Here is a 20691-nt window from a genome sequence, read left to right as displayed (position 1 = left end):
TTGCTCCACCCGCGCCACTTGGCGTACAAAACCCCGAGACTCTAACCGCCACCGGATGAAAACTCAGTGGCAGGTCAAGATCCACAGGCTGACGGGGGTCGATCGCAAGACGATCCGGCGTTACCGGGCGCTGCGGGCTGATGCGGAGGCAAATTCCCCCGGGGAAGTGACCACCGGCCCGGTGAGCGTGGACGGCCAAATTCCTCCACCCCGACCACCGGCTTCTGGGGCATCGGGAGCGACAGCCGCCAGCAGCCTGGCCCGTTCGGCTTGCGAACCGCATCGGACGGGATCGAAGAACAGGTCCGCCTGAAGCGGAATGCGCAGGCGATTTACCAGGACCTGGTCGATCAATTTGGCTTTCCGTCCAGCTACCAGAGTGTCAAGCGGTTTGTGCGCACGTTGCGACACAGCGATCCCGAGCAGTTTGATCGACTTGAGTTCCTCCCCGGCGAGGAGGCCCAGGTCGACTATGGCGAGGGCGCTCTGACGATTGATCCCAGGAGCGGCCGGTACCGCCGTCCCCGCCTGTTCGTGATGACGCTGCGCTACTCGCGGCGCAGCTTCCGGCGGGTGGTCTGGAAGTCCAGCCAACAAGTCTGGGCGCAGCTCCACGAAGAGGCGTTCCGGTATTTTGGCGGGGTCCCCAGCTATGTCGTGCTCGACAACCTGAAGGAAGGCGTCCTCAAGCCGGATTTGTACGAGCCCGAGCTCAACCCGATTTACAGCGCGATGCTGGCTCATTACGCCGTGGTCGCCGATCCCGCGCGGGTAGCCGATCCCAATCGGAAAGGATGCGTCGAGAGTGCGATTCAACATACCCAGGGCACCGCGCTGGCCGGACGGCGCTTCGAGACACTGGAAGCCCAGAACGAGTTCTTGAGGCACTGGGAGGAGAATTGGGCCTCCAAGCGCATCCACGGCAGCACGCGTCGTCAGGTCGAGGCGATGTTCCAGGAGGAGAAGCCACACCTGCGGCCGTTGCCAGTGGCTGCCTTCCGCATCTTCACCGAGGTCGTTCGGACCGTCTGCGACGATACCACCGTGCGTGTTGATAGCAGCTATTACGCCGCGCGGCCTGCACCCATCGGCAGTCAGGTCGTGGTGCGGATCTACGCCTCCACGATCGAGATCCGTGATCGCCACACCCATGCGCTGCTGCGTGTTCATTCCCGGATGACGCACCCCGGTTCTGTCGTCCTGCCGACCAGCGAACGGCCGTTCAATCCGTCGCGGCAAACCGCCGTGCTGCTGGCGAGCGCCGAGCGCATCGGGCCGCAGACCAGGGCGCTATGCCAGCAAGTGTTCGACACCGAGGGGCGCCCCGGACAGCGCGCGATGTGGGGCATTGTCGGGCTGAGCCGGAAGTATCCGGCACGGCTGGTCGAGCAGGCCTGCACGCACGCCGTCGAGAACCGCATCTACCGTTACAAGCACGTGCGTGCGACCGTCGAGCGGTTGTTCGAACAGGCGATCGCGCAGGTTGGAACGACGCCACAGCCGGCATCGCCGCTCACCCAGGATCATCCGCTGATCCGCGCTCCAGCCGAATACGGCGATCTCTTCAGCCGTGCCGTGCGGCACGATGCCGGCGCCAATGGCCGGCAGGCCGAGGCTCACGACGACCGCGCCCCTGCAACCCGCGCTCGTGGCGCCTGCGCAACCCCGGCCAGCTCCGGCGCCACGAGCGCTCCCGCGGCTTCCCACCTCAAACTGGAGACCAAACCACATGATGACCATGCCGGAAATTGAACGTTGCCTGCGACAGCTGCGCCTGTCAGGCGTCCGAGACACGCTGCAGACCCGCGTGCTGCAGGCGCAGGGCGCCAACCAGCCCTTCCTCGAGACCTTCTCCCTGATCCTGCAGGACGAACTGGACCGTCGTCAGTCCCGCCTTATCGAGCGACGATACCAGCAATCCGGGCTCGACGAAAAGCTCACGCTCGCCGAGTTCGACTGGTCCTTCAATCCCAAATTGCCGCGCCAAACCTGCTTCCAGCTCCACACCCTGGCGTTCATTGCCGCCGGCGAGAACGCGCTGCTTGTCGGCAAACCTGGCACCGGGAAGTCCCACATCGCCAAGGCGATTGCCTATCAGGCGATCCTGCAAAGCCACAAGGTCCAGTATCTTGAGACCGATGACTTCTTCCACCGCTACGCCATGAACTCCCCGGCACAACGCGACGTCCGGCTGCGAGCCATCATCGACTGCGATCTCCTCGTGCTGGACGATCTGTTCCTCGCACGCGCCATCCCTGACGACGCCGGCGCATTGCTGCAGACCCTGATCCATCAACGCTACAAACTCAACCGCAGCGTCATCGTCACCTCCAATCGCGTCGTGCAGGATTGGGGGACATACCTGGGGGACAACACCATGAGCACGACGATCCTCGATCGCCTGATGCATCATTGCCATCTGCTTGAGTTCGACGGACGCAGCTATCGGCTCAAAGAGGCCGCTGAAGCCCTTGCCCGGGAAACAATGTCAAACTAACAATCATCATGTCCTGCCTCGCGGGTGGAGGAATTTGACTGACCACACCCGGAGGAATTTGAAGTGACCCGCGGGGCATCAAGGTTGTCGGGCGACGTGGAAAATTGCCCCCGCATATTGCCTCAGATGACAATGTTACCGAAGCGGCCCCAGCTGTCGCGCGAATTGGACCCCGCGGGTCCGAGCAAGCCGCTCGCGAAGCGCGCCCTCCAGAGCGCCGTAGCGAGGGAGCGGCTTGCACGTGGGATTTAGACAGCGAGGGAAGCTTGGATCGATAGTATGGTTTCGGTGCTGCTGATGAGCTGTCGAGCGACCTTTGATCGCCAATTCTTCACCAACCGCTGCACCGTACGCCGCTGATGGCCACTGAACTGACCCGGCGCATGCGCTGCCAGCCGGGAGAGGAGATCGACGGCGGACAAGTGCGGAGCCGCGGCGAGCCATTCCTCGATCATGGGAATGTATGGGTCGAGCATCGATGGCCGACGTGGCGCAGGTTTGCGCCGCACATAGCGGCGCCGATGAATGCCGCGCTGCTCACCCTTCTTCCAACCGTCGCCGAGCTCTCGGGCAAAGGCGGTCAAGTCGCTTTGCACCGGCGCGACGGACATGGCTGGCTTTCCGGCCCGCTGATCAACACGCTTACCCAGCTCATTCTGAGCGTCCCGCATCTGCGCCAGCAATGCCACCGGATCAAGCGTGCGGTCAATCTCCCGCAGCCGACCTTTGATTGCCTCATTGAGCCTCGGATGGACCAATGCTCTTTCGTACGGCGTAGCGGGAGGAAGATAGCGCTTGATCACCTTGGCACCTTCGCGGTGCTTCTCCTTCAGCTTAAACGAGGGCTGGAAGAAATTGATGTGCAGCCGTGCCGCCGCAAACAGGCGAGCTAATGAGCGAGCGGCATCAATGCCTTCAAACCGCCCGTAGCCCACCAGGCGGCGAACGATAGCTCCGTTCTTTTGTTCAACGAATGCTTGATCGTTCTTCTTGTAGGCCCTGGAACGAATGACTTCGACATCGTGAGAACGGCACCACGACACGACCGTGTCGTTCATGAAGGCGCTGTCGTTGTCAAAATCGAGCCCCCGAACGGGCCAGGGAAATAGGTTCTGCGCGCACTCGAGAGCTTCGACCACAAGAGCTGCTTCACGCACGACGAGCGGAAAGCATTCGGTCCACCCCGTTGCGATATCCACCATTGTTAGCGTCTGAATGAACGCGCCGGATACGGACATGCCGCCGTGCGCAACCAGATCCGCTTCGCAGTATCCCGGCGGAGGTGATCCCCAGTCATTGAATGTACGCACCGGGACTTGCCGCCGTACGGCACTGGAAAAGCCCGCGCGCCGTCGGCGTCCTCCGGCTGCTGCGATCTTTACGTCGCTCAGCAGGCGATCGATCGTCGCCGCGCTCACCTTCAAAACCTTCGACCTCTCATCGGCAGAAAGCTTCAATCTGCCGTGCCGTTCAAGAGCCGGAAGCAAAAACGGGATCATCGCGACGAGCCGCTTACTGCAGAGCCGGTCAGAGGCGTCCCATAGCACAATCAGTGCAACGCGAATGGAAGCTCCGTAGGTCCGGCTCCGTCGCCGCGGCACGGCCGATCCCGATGCCCCCTCCACCGACAGTGCTCGGATCGCGTGCTTGCGATGCCATCCCGTGACGGCACACAGCTCGTCCAGGATCCGTGCCTTCTCGAGCCGTCCGCTCGCCCGATAACGCTCCACCAGCGCTGATGTGATCTCGCGCTTTGCGCGCATGCTGATCTTCCCTGCCATACCCGCCACCGAACTGATTCGGCAGCTCCGCCCCAGACACGACAGGGAAGTTGTCCGGTAACATTTTTACTGAGGCAATGCGGGGTCAAATCCGGACGTCGCTTGACAAAGGTGACACGCTCGCGCGTCAGCGATGACCGTTGCCTGTCTTGAGGCCCGTTGCGGTTAAGGAGACCGGCGATCAGCACCGGTTGGCGCACAGCTTGATGATGTTAGCGGGTGCTGTTACGCCGCCCCCCCCGCGCCGGCGCTTGGGCAGGCGTATCTCGCTGTGAACGCCGCCGATCCAGTGGACGACGAGGACGATCTTGGAGGCCGCAGCACCGATATTGGCGACGAGCTCATGGATGAGGGGGCGCACAATGCGCTTCTTGAGGCGGGCATCCGTCGTCGGCGCATCCCAGACCGCTCTGAGGTTCGTGGCCAGAACGCCGAGCGAAGCTGGATCAGCAATGGGGCGGGCGTCGCCCGCATCATGCGTGTGGATTTTGCCCTCGACCTCCGCCGCGTGAGCTAGCGCCATGTTCCAGCGCGCCTCAAGCTCGCCCGCCACTCGGCGCCCCGTGCTTCCGCCGGCAGCTCCGACCATGCCGGCGCGCCGATGGCGCTGTTCAGCAGGCCGCTCCCGAACAGATTCATCTGCTGCTGCAATCGCGGTTCTTTGATTGTGTCGATATCCGCTCCCTTGCATTGCGGTCTGGCGTGAGATGAGTCGCTCCCCGATTCTGGTCGTGAGAGCCTTTCGATGCGCCAGAAACCAGGACAGCTGATGGCATGCGATCTTTCAACGCCAGATCGAGGAGCGCAGAAAGCGCGGTAAGTGCATCGAAGCTCACAAGGATGAGCTGTCAAAGGCTCGTCAGGGCATGCCGTCCACCCGAACATACATGCTGGAACTTCCAGCCAACGATCCGCTTGCGCCCCGTCCAGGTCGCAGCGAAAAACGACATCGGCGGCCTTATCGACGGTGTCGTGAAGGCAAACTCGGCGCCAAGGATCATGCCAATAAAGAGCCTCGCGAAAAGCGATCTGTGGGCGTTCTTAAACGTTGTAAAGGGTCGGCGCCCGCATTCGAGCGACGTCGGATCAAGCTTACTTCAACCCGCTGTCGTTCCGCGCGGTAGCTTACCTTTCGCAGGCGCTCCACTTATCGACGCGGAATTGCTGTTCAGACAACCGGGACCACCTCACAGCTCGTGCTTCATGTCGACGATCTGGTGCAGCCGTGCCCGGGCCAGACCATTGGATTCCGTCGTCTTATGCTTCTTCGGCCTCATCGTCTCCTTCCGACGCAACACAGAATCATGGTCCGCAGCGAAAGGAACCCATAAAACGAAATGGCGAGGTTTGGGCTTCTCAAGCTCCCAATCCCTGCAATCTCAAATGCCTCCGCTTCCAATAAACTGACTCCCACTCAATTGCTTAGAGGCTTGTTCACGGACGACTCTGAAAATCTGATCTGAAACGCAAAAGCGCCTCCGGGGGGCATCCCGGAGGCTTTGCGGAGGTCAAACTTAGGCCTCGAATTCTTTTGTCGTTTTCGCTCGTTACGAGAGACTCACCAGTTGCGCTGAGCGTGCAGCAGCATCGTCAGGCTATTTTGGTTCTTTAGTTCATAAAAGCCGGCTGGCTTAGCAATAGCCGCCTGAGCGGGCATTGTCACAGTGCTTCCGCTCGCGTACTTCTGATCAAGCATCGTGTAATTGACCTCGGCTAGGAAGGTCAGCCCCTTGACTGGGGTCCAGGAGGTGTACGTACCGACCGTCGCATAGTTGAAGTCGGGATTGCAGCCAGCAAGCCCGCTCGACAATGCGAGACCAGCGACGAACGCGCCACAAATGTAAGCCTTGGCCGTATCATTATGACGGACAGCAACCAACCCGCCGTAGAGTGCGGTAGCCCAGCGGGGATCCCAGTTGTGGGTATAGCCGCCATTGAAGCCGTAGGTCGTGGTCAACTCCTGGCCAGCGCCCGCAACGAAAACCGAATCAGAAAGACCGGCAAGTCCAATGCTCTGGTAAGCACCCGCCACACTCGTACCGCCGTAGTTCGCGAAGGTCGTGTTCATAAAACTATTAACGCTGTAGCGGCTTGCTCCCTTCGTGTACACGCCAGCCATGTTGATCGTGTCCCCTGGCCCGGTCGGGATATTCTTGATCGACAGCGCCAACTGCCCAGCCCACCCCCATTTGTCGGCGGGATGGCCAGTTACCTCGGTCGCGCCATAATAGGCAGCATGGTTGTCGTGTGCAGCGACCGACGCTTGGAAGAGCCCCCACGCCTGATCAACGCGAACCATCGCGACGAGGTCTGGCGCGCGTGAACCACCGAAATCGCTCGCACCATAGTTACCCGTTGAGAGACCGGCGGCCGTCGCGCCACTCACGTTCCAGATGTTAGCTTGATAACTTTGAACCTGATCTTGAGCTGACAAGGACGCCGTGATGCCCTGCCCAAAATCAGCAGTATAACTAACCTGGTTCACGCGCTCCCAGCCGCCGCTGCCCTGCAGTTCGTACCAGTTACCCGGGTAGTCTGCCCAAGGGGCGCTGAACTGTGATTGGGCCCTACCAAATGTGAATCCAGCAAATTGGATGAACGCGTCATAAACGCCCAGCGTCGGGCCCGTCGTGCTATTAACAGTCCCCCCCCCCGGGAGGCCGGTAGTACCACCACTTGTCCAAGAAAACACCAATTGGGCGTAGGTGCGGACCAACCCGTACTCGGTCGCCGTGCGCGTGTCAATATTCAGGGATTGGCGCGCACGCGAAGTATAGTAATTGCTAAGGCGGTTATGCGCCCCACCCAAGCCGCTGTCCGCGGGGACAGCGAGAGAGTTCGTGGCTATGCCGAGCCAGGCACGCGTATAGCCACTTAGCCTGATGCAAGTGTCAGTGCCCGGGATGTAGTAGAATCCGGCACCATAGAGCGAGCAGATCTTCACGTACTCGACAGCTTTCGCCTTCACCGAAAGATCGGCCGCCTGCGCTCCGGCAGTCGCGAACATTGCAACAGAGCAAACAATAAGAGTTTTGGTAGGTTTCATGGATGTCCCCCTTGGAGCGGATTCTCCCCTCCGCTCCACACATATTAGGAGTCTCTAAACGCCGATATTCAGCTATAGACGTCCTGTAGCGCCGAAATGCTGCATCAGATTGCGCAACTCAGGCGGTTCTAGGATTGAATCGGACCGTCCACCTCGGGTCTAGCGCACACCGTGACGAGTCGGGACGAGCTGCTGCCGGTTTGATGGACACCGAGATTAGGTGTTTCATGAAGCCGGAGGTGGGCGATGAAGAGACGTAAGTTCAGTCGCGAGTTCAAGGTCGGGGCGGTCAAGCTGGTCAGGGAGCGTGGGGTATCGGTGGCGCAAGCCGGCCGCGACCGGGATGTTCATGAGAATGTTCTGCGCAAATGGGTGAAAGAGTTCGGCTCCTGATCCGGTGCAAGCCTTTCCCGGCCACGGGCAGATGAAGCCGGAGCAGCAGGACATCGAGCGGTTGCGCCGTGAGGTCGCCAAGTTGAAGGCCGAACGGGATATCTAAAAAAGGTCGCAGCCTTCTTCGCGAAGGAAGCGACATGAAGTTCGTCTTCATTGCGAAGCACCGGGCGATCTGGCCGGTGGCATGGCTATGCGATGTGCCGATTCCGAGGTCATCGCGCGCACCGTACCGAGTTGATGGCGCGCGGGGTTCCGAAATGATCGCGCGCAGCGTTCCGAGCATTCTCCGCGCATCATTCCGACTTGATCGCGCGCAGTTTCGGATGGTGTGAGGCCTGATCGTTGGCCATTTCTCCGGCTGGAAGCAGCTTGGAGAATTGGATGCCGACGAGGAGGGTTATCATGCGCCAGGTGCGCGAGATTGTGAGATTGAGCCTTGAGGCTGGGCTCTCGACGCGCGTGGTTGGCGAGCGTATCGGCGTCGGACCGACAACGGTCCGTGACACGCTGAAGCGGTTTGCGCGCGCCGGTCTGGCGTGGCCCGTCCCGGAAGCGATCAGCAACACCGAGCTGGAGCAACTGCTGTACGGGGTGCCTGGCGTGAAGCCGGGGCGCCGCAAGGTGGCCGAGCCTGACTGGTCCGTTATTGCCCGCGAGCTCAAGCACAAGCACGTGACCTTGCAGGTGCTGTGGGACGAGTACATTGCAGAGCATCCGGACGGGTACCGGTACAGCCGTTTCTGTGACTTGTTCCGCAATTGGGAAGGCCGGCTGCCGCTGGTGATGCGCCAGCACCACGGCGGGGGCGAGAAATTGTTTGTCGACTATGCCGGCGACGGTGCCGGTGGTTGACCGTAAGACCGGCGAGGTGCGTGACGCGCACATCTTCGTGGCGGTCATGGGCGCGTCCAGCTTGTCGTTCGCGCTGGCCACGTGGACCGAGCAGCTCGGCGACTGGATCGCGGGACATAACGCGGCCTTCAGCTTTTTTGGCGGCGCCACGCAACTGCTGGTGCCCGACAACGCCAAGGTGGCGGTGATCAAGGCCTGCCTCTATGACCCCATGGTCAACCGCAGCTACAGCGATATGGCGCAGCATTACGGCACGGCGATTGTGCCGGCACGGCCGCGTCGTCCGAGAGATAAGGCGATTGCTTCATATTGCACCTCATCCTGACAGTTGCGCGGTGATAGATGTTGTTTGTGGTTTGCGGGAGCGGCGGCCGCCGCGGCCTTTAAGGATAGTCGTATTTGATGGGATCTCCCACAGTCCACGGTTAAGGCTGTCAGCGTAGCACTGTTTGATGAGCCCCTGACGGCCCCACTCCTGCACGGTGGTCTTGGCAATGCCAAACCTCGCTGCGACCTCGCGCGTCGTGAGCATACCACAGTGGCGCAGTCGATCGTATCGACTCGCCAGTTTGTAGGCACCTCGAATGAAGGCGATCTTCTTCAGATTGAACGGCTTTGCCTCCCATGTGCGCCATCCGTTCTGATTGAGAATCTCAGCGATCTCACGATCGCAGTAATGGTCAAGGAGACGATCGACCTCGGCGACGAGCTCGGGTTTGAACTTGCGGATCTGTGCGATAGGCAACGGCCGTTCGAGCACCAAGGAGCGCGTCGCGCCGCCCGACAGGCGCACGTGAACAGTGATCTTCTCCGCTTTGATCAGGGTTACGTCGTCAATGAGTAGACGCACAATACGCTTGCGCTCGCGGACGTCGACACGCGGGTCGTGCCAGATTCGTGGCAGTTGCTCGGCAAGATCGAGAATGCGCCGTCGGGTCTGGGCGTTCAGTGCTGCGGCTTGCTGTTTGCTGCGGCGCTCGTAGTCTTCGGCCGCATCGGCATGAATGCGCAGCTTCTCGTTCCATTCCGCCTCGAGCGCATCGGCGACAAGGCGGTTGTCGGGATCGACCTTCATGTAGCGCCGACGCGCGATCTCAGCTTCATACCGCATCCGCTCGACATGCTGGCGACGCGCTGCGTCAGTCTGCGCGGCGCGCGCCTCGAGCTCGCGCTGAACCTCCAAAGTGACCGCCAGGCTCATCGGTGTCATCAGCTCGATCATCAGGTCGGCGATCGCAGCATCGACGAGCTTCCCGGGAACCGTTTGGCATGTCCATCCCGCGCGCCGCACCGCATTAGCTTGACAGACATAGGTCGGCACTATGCGGCTGTGCTCTTGGCTGTAGCGCACACCCATGCGTTCGCCACAGAGGCCACAGACCACGCGACCTTGCAGCAACGCCGGTCCTTCGCGTGCCGGCCCCGAGCGCCGTTCGCCGCCGAAGGCGCGGGCATTGTCGGCGAGCCGCCGCTGATTGGCTTCGAACCGTTCCCAGTCGATGTAGCCTTGGTACATGCCCGGCATGACGAACTGCCAGTCCGCCTTAGCAACCCTGACGACACTGCTGCCGCCGTCGGGTCTGTACCGTGTGCGCGTGCGACCATAGACGAAGGCGCCGGCGTAGCGTGGATTGTGGAGCACCTGCAGGATCCGTGCATGATTCGGCGGCGCCCACAGGAGGTCTCCCTTGTTTGGACCTGCGCGCAATCGACGTGGGAACAACAGACCCTGCTCTCGGAAGAAGCGGACGGTCTGCACGGCACTTTCGATCCGCTCAAAGGTGTCGAACACGAGACGGATGGCATTCTGCACTTGGGCGTCAGGATCGAGGCCGAGGGTCCGATCATTCCGGTAAACCAAGCCGACTGGAGGGCACATCTCGAGCTCGCCACGTCGCGCCTTGTTGAGTTGGCCACCGCGCATGCGTGCTTTGAGGATGTGCAGCTCGGCTTCGCTCATCGTGCCCTTAAGGCCGAGCAGGAGGCGATCATTGAAGTTTGCTGGATCGTAGATTCCGTCCTCGTCGAGGATCAACGTCATCGTCAACGCGCACAACTCGATGAGGCGATGCCAGTCAGCCGAGTTGCGTGCAAGCCGCGAGACCTCCAGACCCATGACAATGCCGGCCTTGCCCAGCGCCACCTCGCTCACGAGTTGCTGGAAGCCCTCGCGTGCTGTCGTACTTGACCCTGATTTGCCGAGATCGCAATCGATGACGTGGATGCGTTCAATCGGCCAGCCCGAGGCGATAGCCCGAGCGCGCAACGCATATTGGCGCTGCGTGCTTTCGCCGTGCTCGGCGACTTGGCGGAGGGTCGATTGGCGGACATAGAGGTAGGCGGCGCGCTTGAGATGCTCGGTAGTAACCTTGAGCTCAGCCATGGGCGGGCTCCATTGCAATGGCGATAATGATGCCGGCGATGAGGCGCGTGAGGTCGCCCGCTGCAGGCAATGAATCGATCTTGATCGCTGGCGTGGTCGGATGATCGCAGTACGCCATCTCGGCGTGGCGGCGCTGCCCGAGCGCTCTGATCCATGCAGCCAGCCCTTGGCGGCGAAGAATGCCGAGGCCGAAGCAGGCGGCGAGCTCGCCTCGCAATACCGCGGCGCGTAGCTCCTCGTAACGGTCCGTGGCGTCCGCCGGCGGAACGATCAGGTTGAAGTAAGTCGTTTTTTTTTGCGCGCCAGCGCCCGCTCCAGGCTGCGCCTGTGCACCGTGACGCCAAAGCGTGTCTCGATCGCATCGAGACATTGCGGTGTCGTCAGCTCGGGGCTTGCAGCCTTGAGGTCGGCTACGAACGCAATGACCTCGGCGGAGATCTTGTGGCCCCCCTTGGGGCCTCGCCGGTTCGGCAGCAAGCCGGCGACTCCTGCGCTCTGCAGCGCACTCTGGGCCTTGTAGAAGGTTGGGCGGGTGACGCCGAACGTCGCGGCGGCTTCGCTGATGGCAACGCCGTCGACTTGATGGCGCCGCACCATCTCGTAACGGACCTGGACCAAGTCCTTGGCATCGAAGAATGGATTGCCGACGAACAGCAGGTCGCGGACAGCTTCGGGGGCGGGATTGAGGACGCCGTCCTGCGCCAGCGCCGCGCTCTTCGTATCCTGTTTTTTGGCCTTCCTCATGCGTGGCCTCGAATCGTCGTAAATATAAATATGCCCATATATCTTGATGATCAAGCCCAAAGTCAGCACTATATGCTGATACTAGGCTGACAAACTTGTAAAAATCCCTCGTTTGGCTGCTGTGGTGCGGCGTCATTCCTTTTACATACGCGGCGCAATTCTCTTTACGCATCGTCGGACCTCAATCCCTCGGCAAGCCTATCCAGCGCGTCACACAGGGCTAGCAGATCAATGGTCCTAAAGGCTGCTCGACCCGCGGCAATCAGCCGAAACTCATCCCCGGGATCGATGTCGGTCCAGGCGCTCGCAATCGTGCAAAGTCGTCCATTCTGCCCTTCATAGATCACCCGGTCTTCGCCCCAATGTCGCCGCCGGCAGATCAGATCGAACATGCGACCGCATAGCGGATGGAAGGGATGAGTGATCCGTACCTTTTGGCGGGTCGTACCTACACGGCCTGCAGTCGACGACTTTCTCCAAGGCGAAGGCCGAGGCCTGCGTCGGAATCGTCGAGCGCTGGCTGCTGGGGCGGCTGCGCAACCGAACTTTTTACAGCCTGGCCGAGCTCAACGGTGCGATCGCCGAGTGGCTGGCCAAGCTCAATGACGGACGGGTGCTGCGTCAGTATGGCCGCACACGGCGCCAGCTGTTCGAGGAAATTGATGCGCCGAATCTTAAGCCGCTTCCTGGCGAGCCGTGGGTCCATGCCGAATGGCGCCGATGCCGGGTCGGGCTCGACTATCACGTCGAGATCGAACGACACTACTACTCGGTGCCTTATCGCTTCGCCCGTCGGGAAGTCGAAGCGCGGATCTGCACGCGAACCGTTGAAATATCTTCCTGGGGGGCGAGCGTATCGCCGCGCACATGCGCGGCAGCGGCAACGGGCGGCACACGACGATCAGCGCCCACATGCCCTCCAGCCACCGGCGCTATGGCGAGTGGACGCCGGCAAAGATCCGCAGCGAGGCAAGCCGGATCGGCCCGATGCTGCGCCTGCTGATCGACCGGATCATCGAGGATCGGCCGCATCCCGAACAGGGCTATCGTTCGTGCCTGGGGATCATCCGGCTTGAGAAGCGCTTTGGCGCCGAGCGCCTCGAGGCGGCCGCGCTGCGTGCGATTGAGATCCAGGCTCGCAACTACCCAAGCGTCAAATCGATCCTCGAGAAGGGGCTCGATCGCGTTGCAACGCCTGCGTCCCCCGAGCGCGAGCCGATCATACACACCAACATCAGAGGCTCGGACTATTACCACTAAAAAGGGAAAAAAATGCTGACACACCCCACACTCCACTTGCTTACCCGGCTCGGCCTGACCGGCATGGCCGATGCCTTCACGAGCCTTGCAGACAACGAGGAGGCCCAGGGTCTCGCTCACGGCGAATGGCTGGCGTTGCTGCTGGACCATGAAGCGACTTGGCGTAACAACCGGCGCCTGGCGCTTCGTCTTCGTAAGGCAAAGCTGCGTCATCATGCCGTGCCCGAGGATGTCGACTACCGCGCTCCCCGGGGGCTCGATCGCCGCTTGTTCGACATGCTGCTCAAGGAAGACTGGATCAAGAACCATGAGAATTGCGCCATTGTCGGGCCGACCGGCGTCGGGAAAAGTTGGCTTGGCTGTGCGCTTGGTCACAAGGCCTGCCGGGACAACCACTCTGTACTTTACACCCGGCTGCCGCGGTTGTTCGAAGAACTGGACCTTGCCCGGGGCGACGGCCGACTCACTTCGCGGATAAAGAGCATCGCCACCGTCGAGCTCCTGATTTTGGACGATTGGGGCCTCCAGGCCATCGACGCCAATGCCCGTCATCATCTGCTGGAAATCCTTGAAGACCGCTACGGCCGTCGATCAACCCTCATCACCAGCCAGCTCCCAATTGCCAAATGGCATGAGCTCATAAACGACCCAACTTACGCTGACGCCATACTTGATCGCCTGCTTCACAACGCTCACAGGCTCGAACTGAACGGCGACTCCATGCGTCGCTCGCCCGTTCTTCCTCGACCTTGATTACGTGATCGGCCGATGAAGACCGAGACTGCATTGCAGCCCGCGAAGCCGACCGGCCGCTACGGCACTGTTGAAGGTGCGCGCCCGGTCAGCTTCGCTCCGCCGAGCGACACCATCAAACATGTGACGTGATCACTTCGGCAGCCGCTTGACCACGGGCTAACGATAGTGCCAATTGCCTTTAACGATCGGGGGCTTCACCTGCGCGCGATCATTGGAATCCGCATATGCGATGCGCTGGGGTGTCGCGGTCGGGCTTCCATGCCTGGCTGAACCGCTCGCCGAGCGCCAGATCCCGCAGCGACGAAGACCTCGGCGGTAAGGTCAAGGCCAGCTTCATGGCCAGCGACCGCACCTATGGCGCGCGCCGAGTGTGGCGTGATCTGCTCGCCGAGGGGGCGGACTGCGGCCTCCACCAAATCGATGGAATGGCCCTGCACCTTTAAAAGGGCAATGTCCTCGCGTTCAGCCAATGAAAGGTAGCGCCCGGAGAGAGGTTTGGCCGAAGATCTGAACATCGCTGGTGGCATGCCGCCCGCCTTCCGGAACAATCTGCTTCCGACAGGTTGCGATAATCCAGCCTCAAGCGCAGCATCTTCGCTGCTCTGCCCTGTGGCAATCGCCCTCCAAAATCTATTCTGTTTATCACGTCCTGCAACAGACGGCCGGCCTGGCGATGGCAATGGCGCTCGTCCTGATCGTGCCGAACGTCGACTTACAACCTTCATCGCAACCTCCAACGTCATGGTGTTGCGACGACCGTTTGAATCCGCCCAATACACCAGCGAGCAGTTCCAGCGTTTGATGGCCGACCACGGCATTCTCTGCAGCATGAGCCGTTCCGGCAATGTCCGGGACAACGCGGCGATGGAGAGCTTCTTCTCGTCGCTCAAGCGAACGGAAAGGCAAAACCTACAGGACCAGAGACGAGGCCCGAGCCGATGTGTTCGACTCCATCGAACGATTTTACAACACGACCCGCAGGCACTCGACGATCGGCTATCTCAGCCCGTTTGAGTTCGAGCGCCAGGTGGGATTAGCTTAACCCGGTGTCCATCAAACCGGCAGCAGCTCATTCGGCTGTTCCAGATGACATGGTGCCGCCTTAGCGCCACCGCTCGTCCCATCCGGACCTGAAGTTCGCTCTAACGTAGATCGCTATCTCGTCCGCTAAGAGCGCCACCCGAAAGCGCGACCTCTTTCAAGAGCGGCGCTGGTTGGAAAGTAACGGTGCCCGTTCGGGTGTACCAATATCCAAGGCGCTCCACAATCTTCGACAGCCCCTCTTGGTCCGCCCAAAACATCGGACCTCCTTTCCCGATCGGGAAGCCATAGCCATGAGTCCAAATGACATCGATGTCGGAAGACCTCGTTGCAATCCCCTCTTTCAGGATGCGGGCTCCCTCATTGACCATGGGATAGATCGTGCGCTCTACAATCTCCTGTGCCGCCACATCGCGGCGGCTAATTCCTGCCTTGCGCGCTTTATCCTCGATGAGCGACTTCACCCACGGATCCGGCACCGGCGTCCTCGAGCCGGCTCCATAGAGATAAAAGCCCTTGCCGGCCTTCTGCCCAAAGCGCCGGGCTTCGCACAGGGCGTCAACAATAGCGGTTGTCTTGCCGAGTGACTTTCGGTTGCGCCAGTCGATGTCGATGCCAGCGAGGTCATAAACAACGAATGGGCCCATGGGAAAGCCAAAATCGGTATAAACCTTGTCGACGTGTTCGGGCAGCGCCCCGTCGAGAAGCAGATCTTCGAGTTGCATAAATTGGGCAGCGCGCATGCGATTGCCTACAAATCCGTAGCAGACGCCGACAACGACCGGCACTTTGCCAATTCGCTTGCCGACCGAAAGCGCGGTGGCTAGTACGTCGGGGGCTGTTTTCGCGCCGCGCACGATCTCGAGTAGTCGCATGACATTGGCCGGTGAAAAGAAATGCATGCCCAGTACGTCAGCGGATCGATTTGTCACAGCCCCAATCTCGTTCACATCCAAGAAGGATGTGTTTGAGGCAAGGATGGCGCCGGGCTTGGCGACACCGTCAATCGAGTGAAAGATTTTCTTCTTGAGCGCCATGTCCTCGAAGACCGCCTCCACGATGATGTCAGCTCCTCGGAGGTCGTCGTAGGATGTCGTTCCCTCAAAGAGTGCCATACGCTCATCGCGTGCTTGGGCCGTAATCGAGCCGCGCCGGACCGACGCGTCGTAGTTGTTGCGAACGACAGCAAGGCCGCGATCGAGCGCCTCCTGGTTCAGTTCGAGAAGCGTGACGGGAATGCCAGCGTTCGCGAAGCACATTGCGATGCCACCACCCATTGTGCCGGCGCCGATGACGGCCGCCTTGCAGATCTCGCGCGGTTGCACATTCCCTACCTTGCCGGCGAGCCTCGCCGCGGTCCTCTCTGCGAAAAAAAGATGACGTTGCGCCTTCGACTGCGATCCTCTCGCCAGCTTAATGCAGATCGCACGCTCCTTTTCGAGCGCCTCGTCGAATGGGGTGCTGAGAGCCATGCGGATAGCATCGACACAAGCGAGGGGCGCCTCGAGTCCCCGAGCGCGTGCGCGCCTTGTCAGCTCCCGCGCGCGGGCCTCAAAAATTGCGGAATCAGCTCCCGATGCGACAAGCTTGTCGTTACGGTCCCGTGCGGCAATTGGTAGCTTGCCGCTGTCTGCGATCTCTCGCGCAAAAGCCTTCGCACCGTCCAGGAGATTTCGCTCGACGATTCGATCGATCATGCCCAGCTTCGCTGCCGTCACCGCATCGACAGGGTTGCCCTGGACGATCATATCCAGGGCAGCTTCCGCACCGATGATCCGCGGTAAGCGCTGCGTGCCGCCGCCGCCGGGAATGAGTCCGAGCTTGACCTCGGGCAGGCTCATTTGCGCGCCGCGAGTACCCACCCGTGCTGAGCAGGAAAGCGCCAACTCTAGTCCGCCACCGAACGCCCAACCGTGGATCGCTGCGACGACGGGCTTACCGAGCATTTCGCAACGCCGATTGACGGCCCCAATCTCAAGACCATTCGATGGTTCCTCAACTTCGGCGATATCGGCGCCAGCGCTGAAGTTCCGGCCACCTCCGGTGAGCACGACGGCCTTCACGGCCGGATCGGCCGCAGCGCGGTCCAGAGCTTCAATGAGGTTGCTGATGACGGCACGGCTGAGCGCGTTGACCGGTGGATTTTCGATCGTGACAAGGGCGACGCCGGCATCCAAGCTATAACTGACCAGATTTTTCACTTTGGTTCTCGTTGTTCGTTGGGGCCCTCACCGCGGTGATCGCCGCGGCGGCGCGGCTGAAGTGCACGCACTGCGGGTAGGGGACGCACCAGCTAGGCGAGGGCAAATAGTGGAACGGGCGCCCGCCCGACGGCAGGCTTGAAAACTACCCTAACTCTATCGCGGATCGATAGCTTGGACGGATCGGCATCGATAATGTTGCTCAGCATGATTGGGCCTCGACACAGCGCTACATACGCGAGCACGTACGGTTGCTTTCCCAGTCGATTCACCGAGAAAGAGTAAATCTCGCCATCGCCCCGAGACTCTTGCCAATCGAGCATCGTCGACATGCAATAGGGGCAGAAACCTCGCGGATACCAATGCATCCTTTGACATCTCCTGCAAACGGGCAGCACGAACCGGGCAGCAGCGGCGGCATCCCAAAATGGCCTGGTTTCCGGACTGTTCTCGATGAAGCTTGTTCCAACCATCTATCTACTCCCGTTCCAGAATAAGAGTCGCGCTGCCGTGCCGGGCGCCTAATCTGCCGCCGGTGCCGTGCACAAGCGCCAACGCACAGTCTTGAACCTGCACTGCGGAATGTGCGTCGCCACGCAACTGACGAACGGCTTCGATCACCTTTGTGATTCCACCCCGGTAGGCCGGATGGTTGTTGCACAGACCTCCGCCGTCCGTATTGATGGGCAATCGGCCAACGCCTGAGATCAACTTCCCATCGGCAACAAAGCGCCCCCCGTGTCCTTTCTCGCAAAATCCGAGATCCTCAAGCGCGATGAGGACTGTGATCGTGAAGCTGTCGTAAATCGAGGCGTATCGGATATCGCTTGGCTGGACATTGGCATCGGCAAAGGCGATGGCGCCCGATTGCCTGGCCGCCGAAGCGGTGAGTTCGACATGGCCGGCCGCCTGTCCCTGGACGGCTTCTCCTGTCCCGATAACCTTCACCAGTGGGCGCTTGAGATTCTTGGCGACTTCTGCGCGGGTTACCACAACAGCGCCGCCGCCATCCGATGTGATACAGCAGTCGAGTCGGTGGAGAGGCTCGGAGACCATAGGCGAAGACAGCACATCTTCGACCGTGACGGTATTGCGAAGCATCGCGTGCGGATTGTGCTGCGCATGCTGCGACGCGGCAACTTTGATCCACGCCAGCTGTTCGCTGCTGGTGCGGTAGTCGTGCATGTGCCGGCGTGCGCACATCGCATAGAAGTCTAGCGTGTTTTGCTGAAGCGGTGTCTCCCACATCAAGTCCGGCTGCGCGGCGTTCAGCGAATAGTCGATCCGCTCGCTGCAAGGGCGCCCCGCTAGGGTGATTAACGCAACACTGCACTTGTCTGCTGCAATAGCTTGGGCTGCGTGGGCGACGTGCTGCAAGGGTGCCGAGCCCCCAATGTCGGTCGAATCGCAATATCGCACCCTTAGATTTAAAAAATCGACCATGCCAAGCGGGCCCATGCCTGGCGCGTCGCCACCGCAAAGATAGCCATCCACATCGTCTTTGGTCAGTCCAGCGTCAGCCAAGGCCCCAGCGGCGCATTCTGCATGAAGCTGCACCACCGACTTGTCGGGCGCTTTTCGTGTTGGATGCTCGTAGGCACCAACTATGTAGGTCCGCTTGTCAACGAGCATCGTTTACATCCTGCCTTCTTTTCAAATCCCGGCTTCGCTCGGAATGCACGCCCGCCTTGACTGAAAGCGCCGCGTACGAAAGGCCGTTTAGATGTTTACCACCGGCGCAGCTCCCGAAGGAGCTATGCGGAAAGGTAGGTATGACGGCTGAAAGAGATGCGGCGTATCAAGGCGGAAACGAGCCGGCCAGAACAAGAGCGCCCCCCACGGACGAGACCACTAACATTCTGGCCTTCCATCGACCGTCGGCGGTTGACGATCCACCGCCAGAAATTTTGGAGGACGGAACTGTAAGCTGCTCCCCGGGGGCGGCGAGAGATCGAGTTCGCACCGGCATGCGGGTCCGCACCGGGCGATTCGAGAAGTTGAGGTCTGAGAGCCGGGGCAGTCCCAGCCGATCCGACCAATGGAGGAATTTCTGGACACGACTGTGTGGCCGAAGCTGGGTGGCGATGCTCGTGTTGGTACGGCACCGGCTTTGACCCTGCCCGTGAGAGTCCTACGGATCGGCGCGATCGAGATGTCCGCCCCAAGGTCGGAGGCCGCAGAGTGACTGGAGCTGATCGGATCGCCTTCATCTCACGATCCCGCCGCTGTCGGCGCGGCTCGGACGCCCTGCTGCCGTCTTTTACTGCGCGGCATCTCGGCCTGCGATTAAGGGGCATCCGGCAATGGCGCACTCGGCTTCTGGAACGCGATGGAGAAGCATTCCCGGGCACGCGACGGCAGCATTAGCCCCTCAAAGCGCTCAAAGGCTTTGAGCTCCATCAAGCGCGGCATGACAAAGGTTTTGCAGGACATCTCCATGGCGTCCAGCCGGGCCGCCGCGGAATTTGCAGTCGAAACACCGTCCAAATATGCGCATCTGCGCTCGTGTCAGATTCGGCCGACGGCATCAAGGTCATTCCGATCCAGCAAAGCCACTCAGCCTGATCGGCTCGTCGCCCAGATCGATCCTAGCTTTGGGCAGACACATCCCTCATGACGCCGAATGTAATCTAGTGCTAATTGGTCGAGAACTTCTCCGCTCCGAAGCATCTTTCCGCATCGCTACCCGTTCGAAAGACCGATGCTTGCTTTGCAGCCTCGCGAGCTTTCTCGCAACCCGCTGATCGTAAACAAGTTTTAGTTCATTGGGCATAGATCATGATCTCACACTCGTTAAACACAGAAAAGTCGCACTGGCGCTCTCAGCGCGGGCCTGGCAGCCTGATGCTATCTAGAACTCTAAAGCTCGAAAAGCATCCGTGGTGCGCCAGTTAGTACTTCAGCTCTAGAGTTGGTGACACGGAATATCTCGTCAAAGACATAACCGAAGTCCTCCTCGATCCAGTTGCCCAACATCAGATGGAAGGTCATATTTGGCTTAGCTCCGTCAGATCGCATCCTTGAGGGTTGCGGTCGGCTCGAGCCAGTCGATGCCTACGGCGTACCCACAGCGGGAATCCTTTTAGAAACCCAAACGTTCAATCGTGCGATAGGACGCGTTGGCGACGTCGCTGCAGGCGGAGCCAGGCCGGACGGTGTTCAGAGCGACCTCCGGACCGGCGATCCCCGCATCGTGTAAGTGATGCAGACGATCGAAGGGGCGGGCCAATTGAGAACGTGCGCCTGATCCCGGCTGTGTATCGGTGTCCCACACCCAAGATTAATCTGCGAACCAACTTGAAGGACGTCCTCGCTCCATCGAATGTGGGATGTACCCGTACGGTTGCATAGAGGATGGGAGGAGTAAGTCCAACCACATCCAGTTGGATCACGAGCTTCTGAACACTCTTTCAGAATGGACGAGACTTTTTGCGAAATGATGACGCCAGAGGGCGACTCATATTCCGACACCTTATCCTTGAGCTGCTGCCGGTTTGATGGACACCGAGATTAGGTGTTTCATGAAGCCGGAGGTGGGCGATGAAGAGACGTAATTCAGTCGCGAGTTCAAGGTCGGGGCGGTCAAGCTGGTCAGGGAGCGTGGGGTATCGGTGGCGCAAGCCGGCCGCGACCTGGATGTTCATGAGAATGTTCTGCGCAAATGGATGAAAGAGTTCGGCTCCTGATCCGGTGCAAGCCTTTCCCGGCCACGGGCAGATGAAGCCGGAGCAGCA

General features: G+C 60.4%; 12 protein-coding genes and 8 pseudogenes. 9 read left to right on the top strand and 11 right to left on the bottom strand.

Going from position 1 to position 20691, the window contains the following annotated elements:
• Positions 1-70: 70 nt before the first annotated feature.
• Positions 71-1752, top strand: a pseudogene (gene istA / locus XI08_RS03720) (IS21 family transposase); the annotation flags it as partial.
• Positions 1730-2497: an IS21-like element IS1631 family helper ATPase IstB gene (gene istB, locus XI08_RS03715; protein ID WP_271573394.1), complete on the top strand. Its 768-nt coding sequence runs from the start codon at positions 1730-1732 to the stop codon at positions 2495-2497. The pseudogene istA (XI08_RS03720) and the gene istB (XI08_RS03715), both read left to right, overlap by 23 nt.
• 248 nt (positions 2498-2745) lie before the next feature.
• Here istB (XI08_RS03715) and XI08_RS03710 read toward each other — a convergent pair whose 3' ends face one another.
• The 3 genes from XI08_RS03710 to XI08_RS03700 all read right to left on the bottom strand — a co-directional run bounded on the left by XI08_RS03710 (position 2746) and on the right by XI08_RS03700 (position 7324).
• Positions 2746-4278 (bottom strand): integrase catalytic domain-containing protein, encoded by a 1533-nt coding sequence (locus XI08_RS03710; protein ID WP_271573393.1) that lies wholly within the window; start codon positions 4276-4278, stop codon positions 2746-2748.
• A gap of 181 nt (positions 4279-4459) precedes the next feature.
• The gene (locus tag XI08_RS03705; RefSeq protein ID WP_271573392.1) at positions 4460-4831 is read right to left on the bottom strand and encodes a hypothetical protein; all 372 of its coding nucleotides are present in this window, start codon (positions 4829-4831) and stop codon (positions 4460-4462) included.
• 1005 nt (positions 4832-5836) lie between these two features.
• Positions 5837-7324 (bottom strand): porin, encoded by a 1488-nt coding sequence (locus XI08_RS03700; RefSeq protein WP_271573391.1) that lies wholly within the window; start codon positions 7322-7324, stop codon positions 5837-5839.
• A 246-nt stretch (positions 7325-7570) separates the two neighbouring features.
• Here XI08_RS03700 and XI08_RS03695 point away from each other — a divergent pair.
• Positions 7571-7917 (top strand): annotated as a pseudogene (locus XI08_RS03695) (transposase); the annotation flags it as partial.
• Between the two features lie 205 nt (positions 7918-8122).
• A pseudogene (istA, locus tag XI08_RS03690) lies at positions 8123-8870 on the top strand (IS21 family transposase); the annotation flags it as partial.
• Positions 8871-8888: 18 nt separating this feature from the next.
• On the opposite strand, the gene XI08_RS03685 reads toward istA (XI08_RS03690), so the two are convergent.
• From XI08_RS03685 to XI08_RS03670, 4 genes are all read right to left on the bottom strand, one after another.
• Positions 8889-10955 carry a recombinase family protein gene (locus XI08_RS03685; RefSeq protein WP_271573390.1) on the bottom strand — a complete coding sequence of 689 codons (2067 nt, stop codon included), beginning with the start codon at positions 10953-10955 and terminating at the stop codon, positions 8889-8891.
• Positions 10948-11172, bottom strand: a complete 225-nt coding sequence (locus XI08_RS03680) for a hypothetical protein (protein WP_271573389.1) — start codon at positions 11170-11172, stop codon at positions 10948-10950. The genes XI08_RS03685 and XI08_RS03680 overlap by 8 nt, the downstream gene beginning before the upstream one ends.
• A 53-nt stretch (positions 11173-11225) precedes the next feature.
• The gene (locus XI08_RS03675; RefSeq protein WP_271573388.1) at positions 11226-11753 is read right to left on the bottom strand and encodes a helix-turn-helix domain-containing protein; all 528 of its coding nucleotides are present in this window, start codon (positions 11751-11753) and stop codon (positions 11226-11228) included.
• Positions 11754-11863: 110 nt separating this feature from the next.
• Positions 11864-12124, bottom strand: a complete 261-nt coding sequence (locus XI08_RS03670) for a DUF5372 family protein (RefSeq protein ID WP_097669842.1) — start codon at positions 12122-12124, stop codon at positions 11864-11866.
• An 8-nt stretch (positions 12125-12132) separates the two neighbouring features.
• On the opposite strand from XI08_RS03670, the pseudogene XI08_RS03665 reads away from it, so the two are divergent.
• The 3 genes and pseudogenes from XI08_RS03665 to XI08_RS03655 form a co-directional block, all read left to right on the top strand.
• Positions 12133-12959, top strand: a pseudogene (locus XI08_RS03665) (Mu transposase domain-containing protein); the annotation flags it as partial.
• A 12-nt stretch (positions 12960-12971) separates the two neighbouring features.
• Complete coding sequence (gene istB / locus XI08_RS03660; RefSeq protein ID WP_271573387.1) at positions 12972-13712, top strand: IS21-like element helper ATPase IstB; 741 nt, start codon at positions 12972-12974, stop codon at positions 13710-13712.
• A gap of 239 nt (positions 13713-13951) precedes the next feature.
• Positions 13952-14135: pseudogene (locus XI08_RS03655) on the top strand (IS3 family transposase); the annotation flags it as partial.
• Here the strand turns inward: XI08_RS03655 and XI08_RS03650 are convergent.
• Positions 14135-14440, bottom strand: a pseudogene (locus XI08_RS03650) (IS30 family transposase); the annotation flags it as partial. The pseudogenes XI08_RS03655 and XI08_RS03650 sit on opposite strands and share 1 nt — an antisense overlap.
• A 43-nt stretch (positions 14441-14483) precedes the next feature.
• Here XI08_RS03650 and XI08_RS03645 point away from each other — a divergent pair.
• Positions 14484-14757, top strand: a pseudogene (locus tag XI08_RS03645) (IS3 family transposase); the annotation flags it as partial.
• Between the two features lie 100 nt (positions 14758-14857).
• Here the strand turns inward: XI08_RS03645 and XI08_RS03640 are convergent.
• From XI08_RS03640 to XI08_RS03630, 3 genes are all read right to left on the bottom strand, one after another.
• Positions 14858-16957 (bottom strand): 3-hydroxyacyl-CoA dehydrogenase NAD-binding domain-containing protein, encoded by a 2100-nt coding sequence (locus XI08_RS03640; RefSeq protein WP_271573386.1) that lies wholly within the window; start codon positions 16955-16957, stop codon positions 14858-14860.
• 92 nt (positions 16958-17049) lie between these two features.
• Complete coding sequence (locus XI08_RS03635) at positions 17050-17430, bottom strand: Zn-ribbon domain-containing OB-fold protein (protein ID WP_271573385.1); 381 nt, start codon at positions 17428-17430, stop codon at positions 17050-17052.
• A 4-nt stretch (positions 17431-17434) separates the two neighbouring features.
• Entirely contained in the window at positions 17435-18589 is a 1155-nt protein-coding gene (locus XI08_RS03630) for a thiolase domain-containing protein (RefSeq protein ID WP_271573384.1), read from the bottom strand.
• 1955 nt (positions 18590-20544) lie between these two features.
• Here XI08_RS03630 and XI08_RS03625 point away from each other — a divergent pair.
• A pseudogene (locus XI08_RS03625) lies at positions 20545-20691 on the top strand (transposase); the annotation flags it as partial.

This window comes from Bradyrhizobium sp. CCBAU 11361, assembly GCF_028128935.1.
Taxonomy (GTDB): Bacteria; Pseudomonadota; Alphaproteobacteria; order Rhizobiales; family Xanthobacteraceae; genus Bradyrhizobium; species Bradyrhizobium niftali.
This window is presented reverse-complemented; position numbering and strand designations above follow the sequence as displayed.

Bases quoted from the DNA above. Each gene is read 5' to 3' on its own strand.
- XI08_RS03630 (WP_271573384.1), bottom strand. From the start codon at position 18,589: ATGCTCGTTGACAAGCGGACCTACATAGTTGGTGCCTACGAGCATCCA.
- XI08_RS03685 (WP_271573390.1), bottom strand. From the start codon at position 10,955: ATGGCTGAGCTCAAGGTTACTACCGAGCATCTCAAGCGCGCCGCCTAC.
- istB (WP_271573387.1), top strand. From the start codon at position 12,972: ATGCTGACACACCCCACACTCCACTTGCTTACCCGGCTCGGCCTGACC.
- XI08_RS03635 (WP_271573385.1), bottom strand. From the start codon at position 17,430: ATGGTTGGAACAAGCTTCATCGAGAACAGTCCGGAAACCAGGCCATTT.
- XI08_RS03710 (WP_271573393.1), bottom strand. From the start codon at position 4,278: ATGGCAGGGAAGATCAGCATGCGCGCAAAGCGCGAGATCACATCAGCG.
- XI08_RS03700 (WP_271573391.1), bottom strand. From the start codon at position 7,324: ATGAAACCTACCAAAACTCTTATTGTTTGCTCTGTTGCAATGTTCGCG.
- istB (WP_271573394.1), top strand. From the start codon at position 1,730: ATGATGACCATGCCGGAAATTGAACGTTGCCTGCGACAGCTGCGCCTG.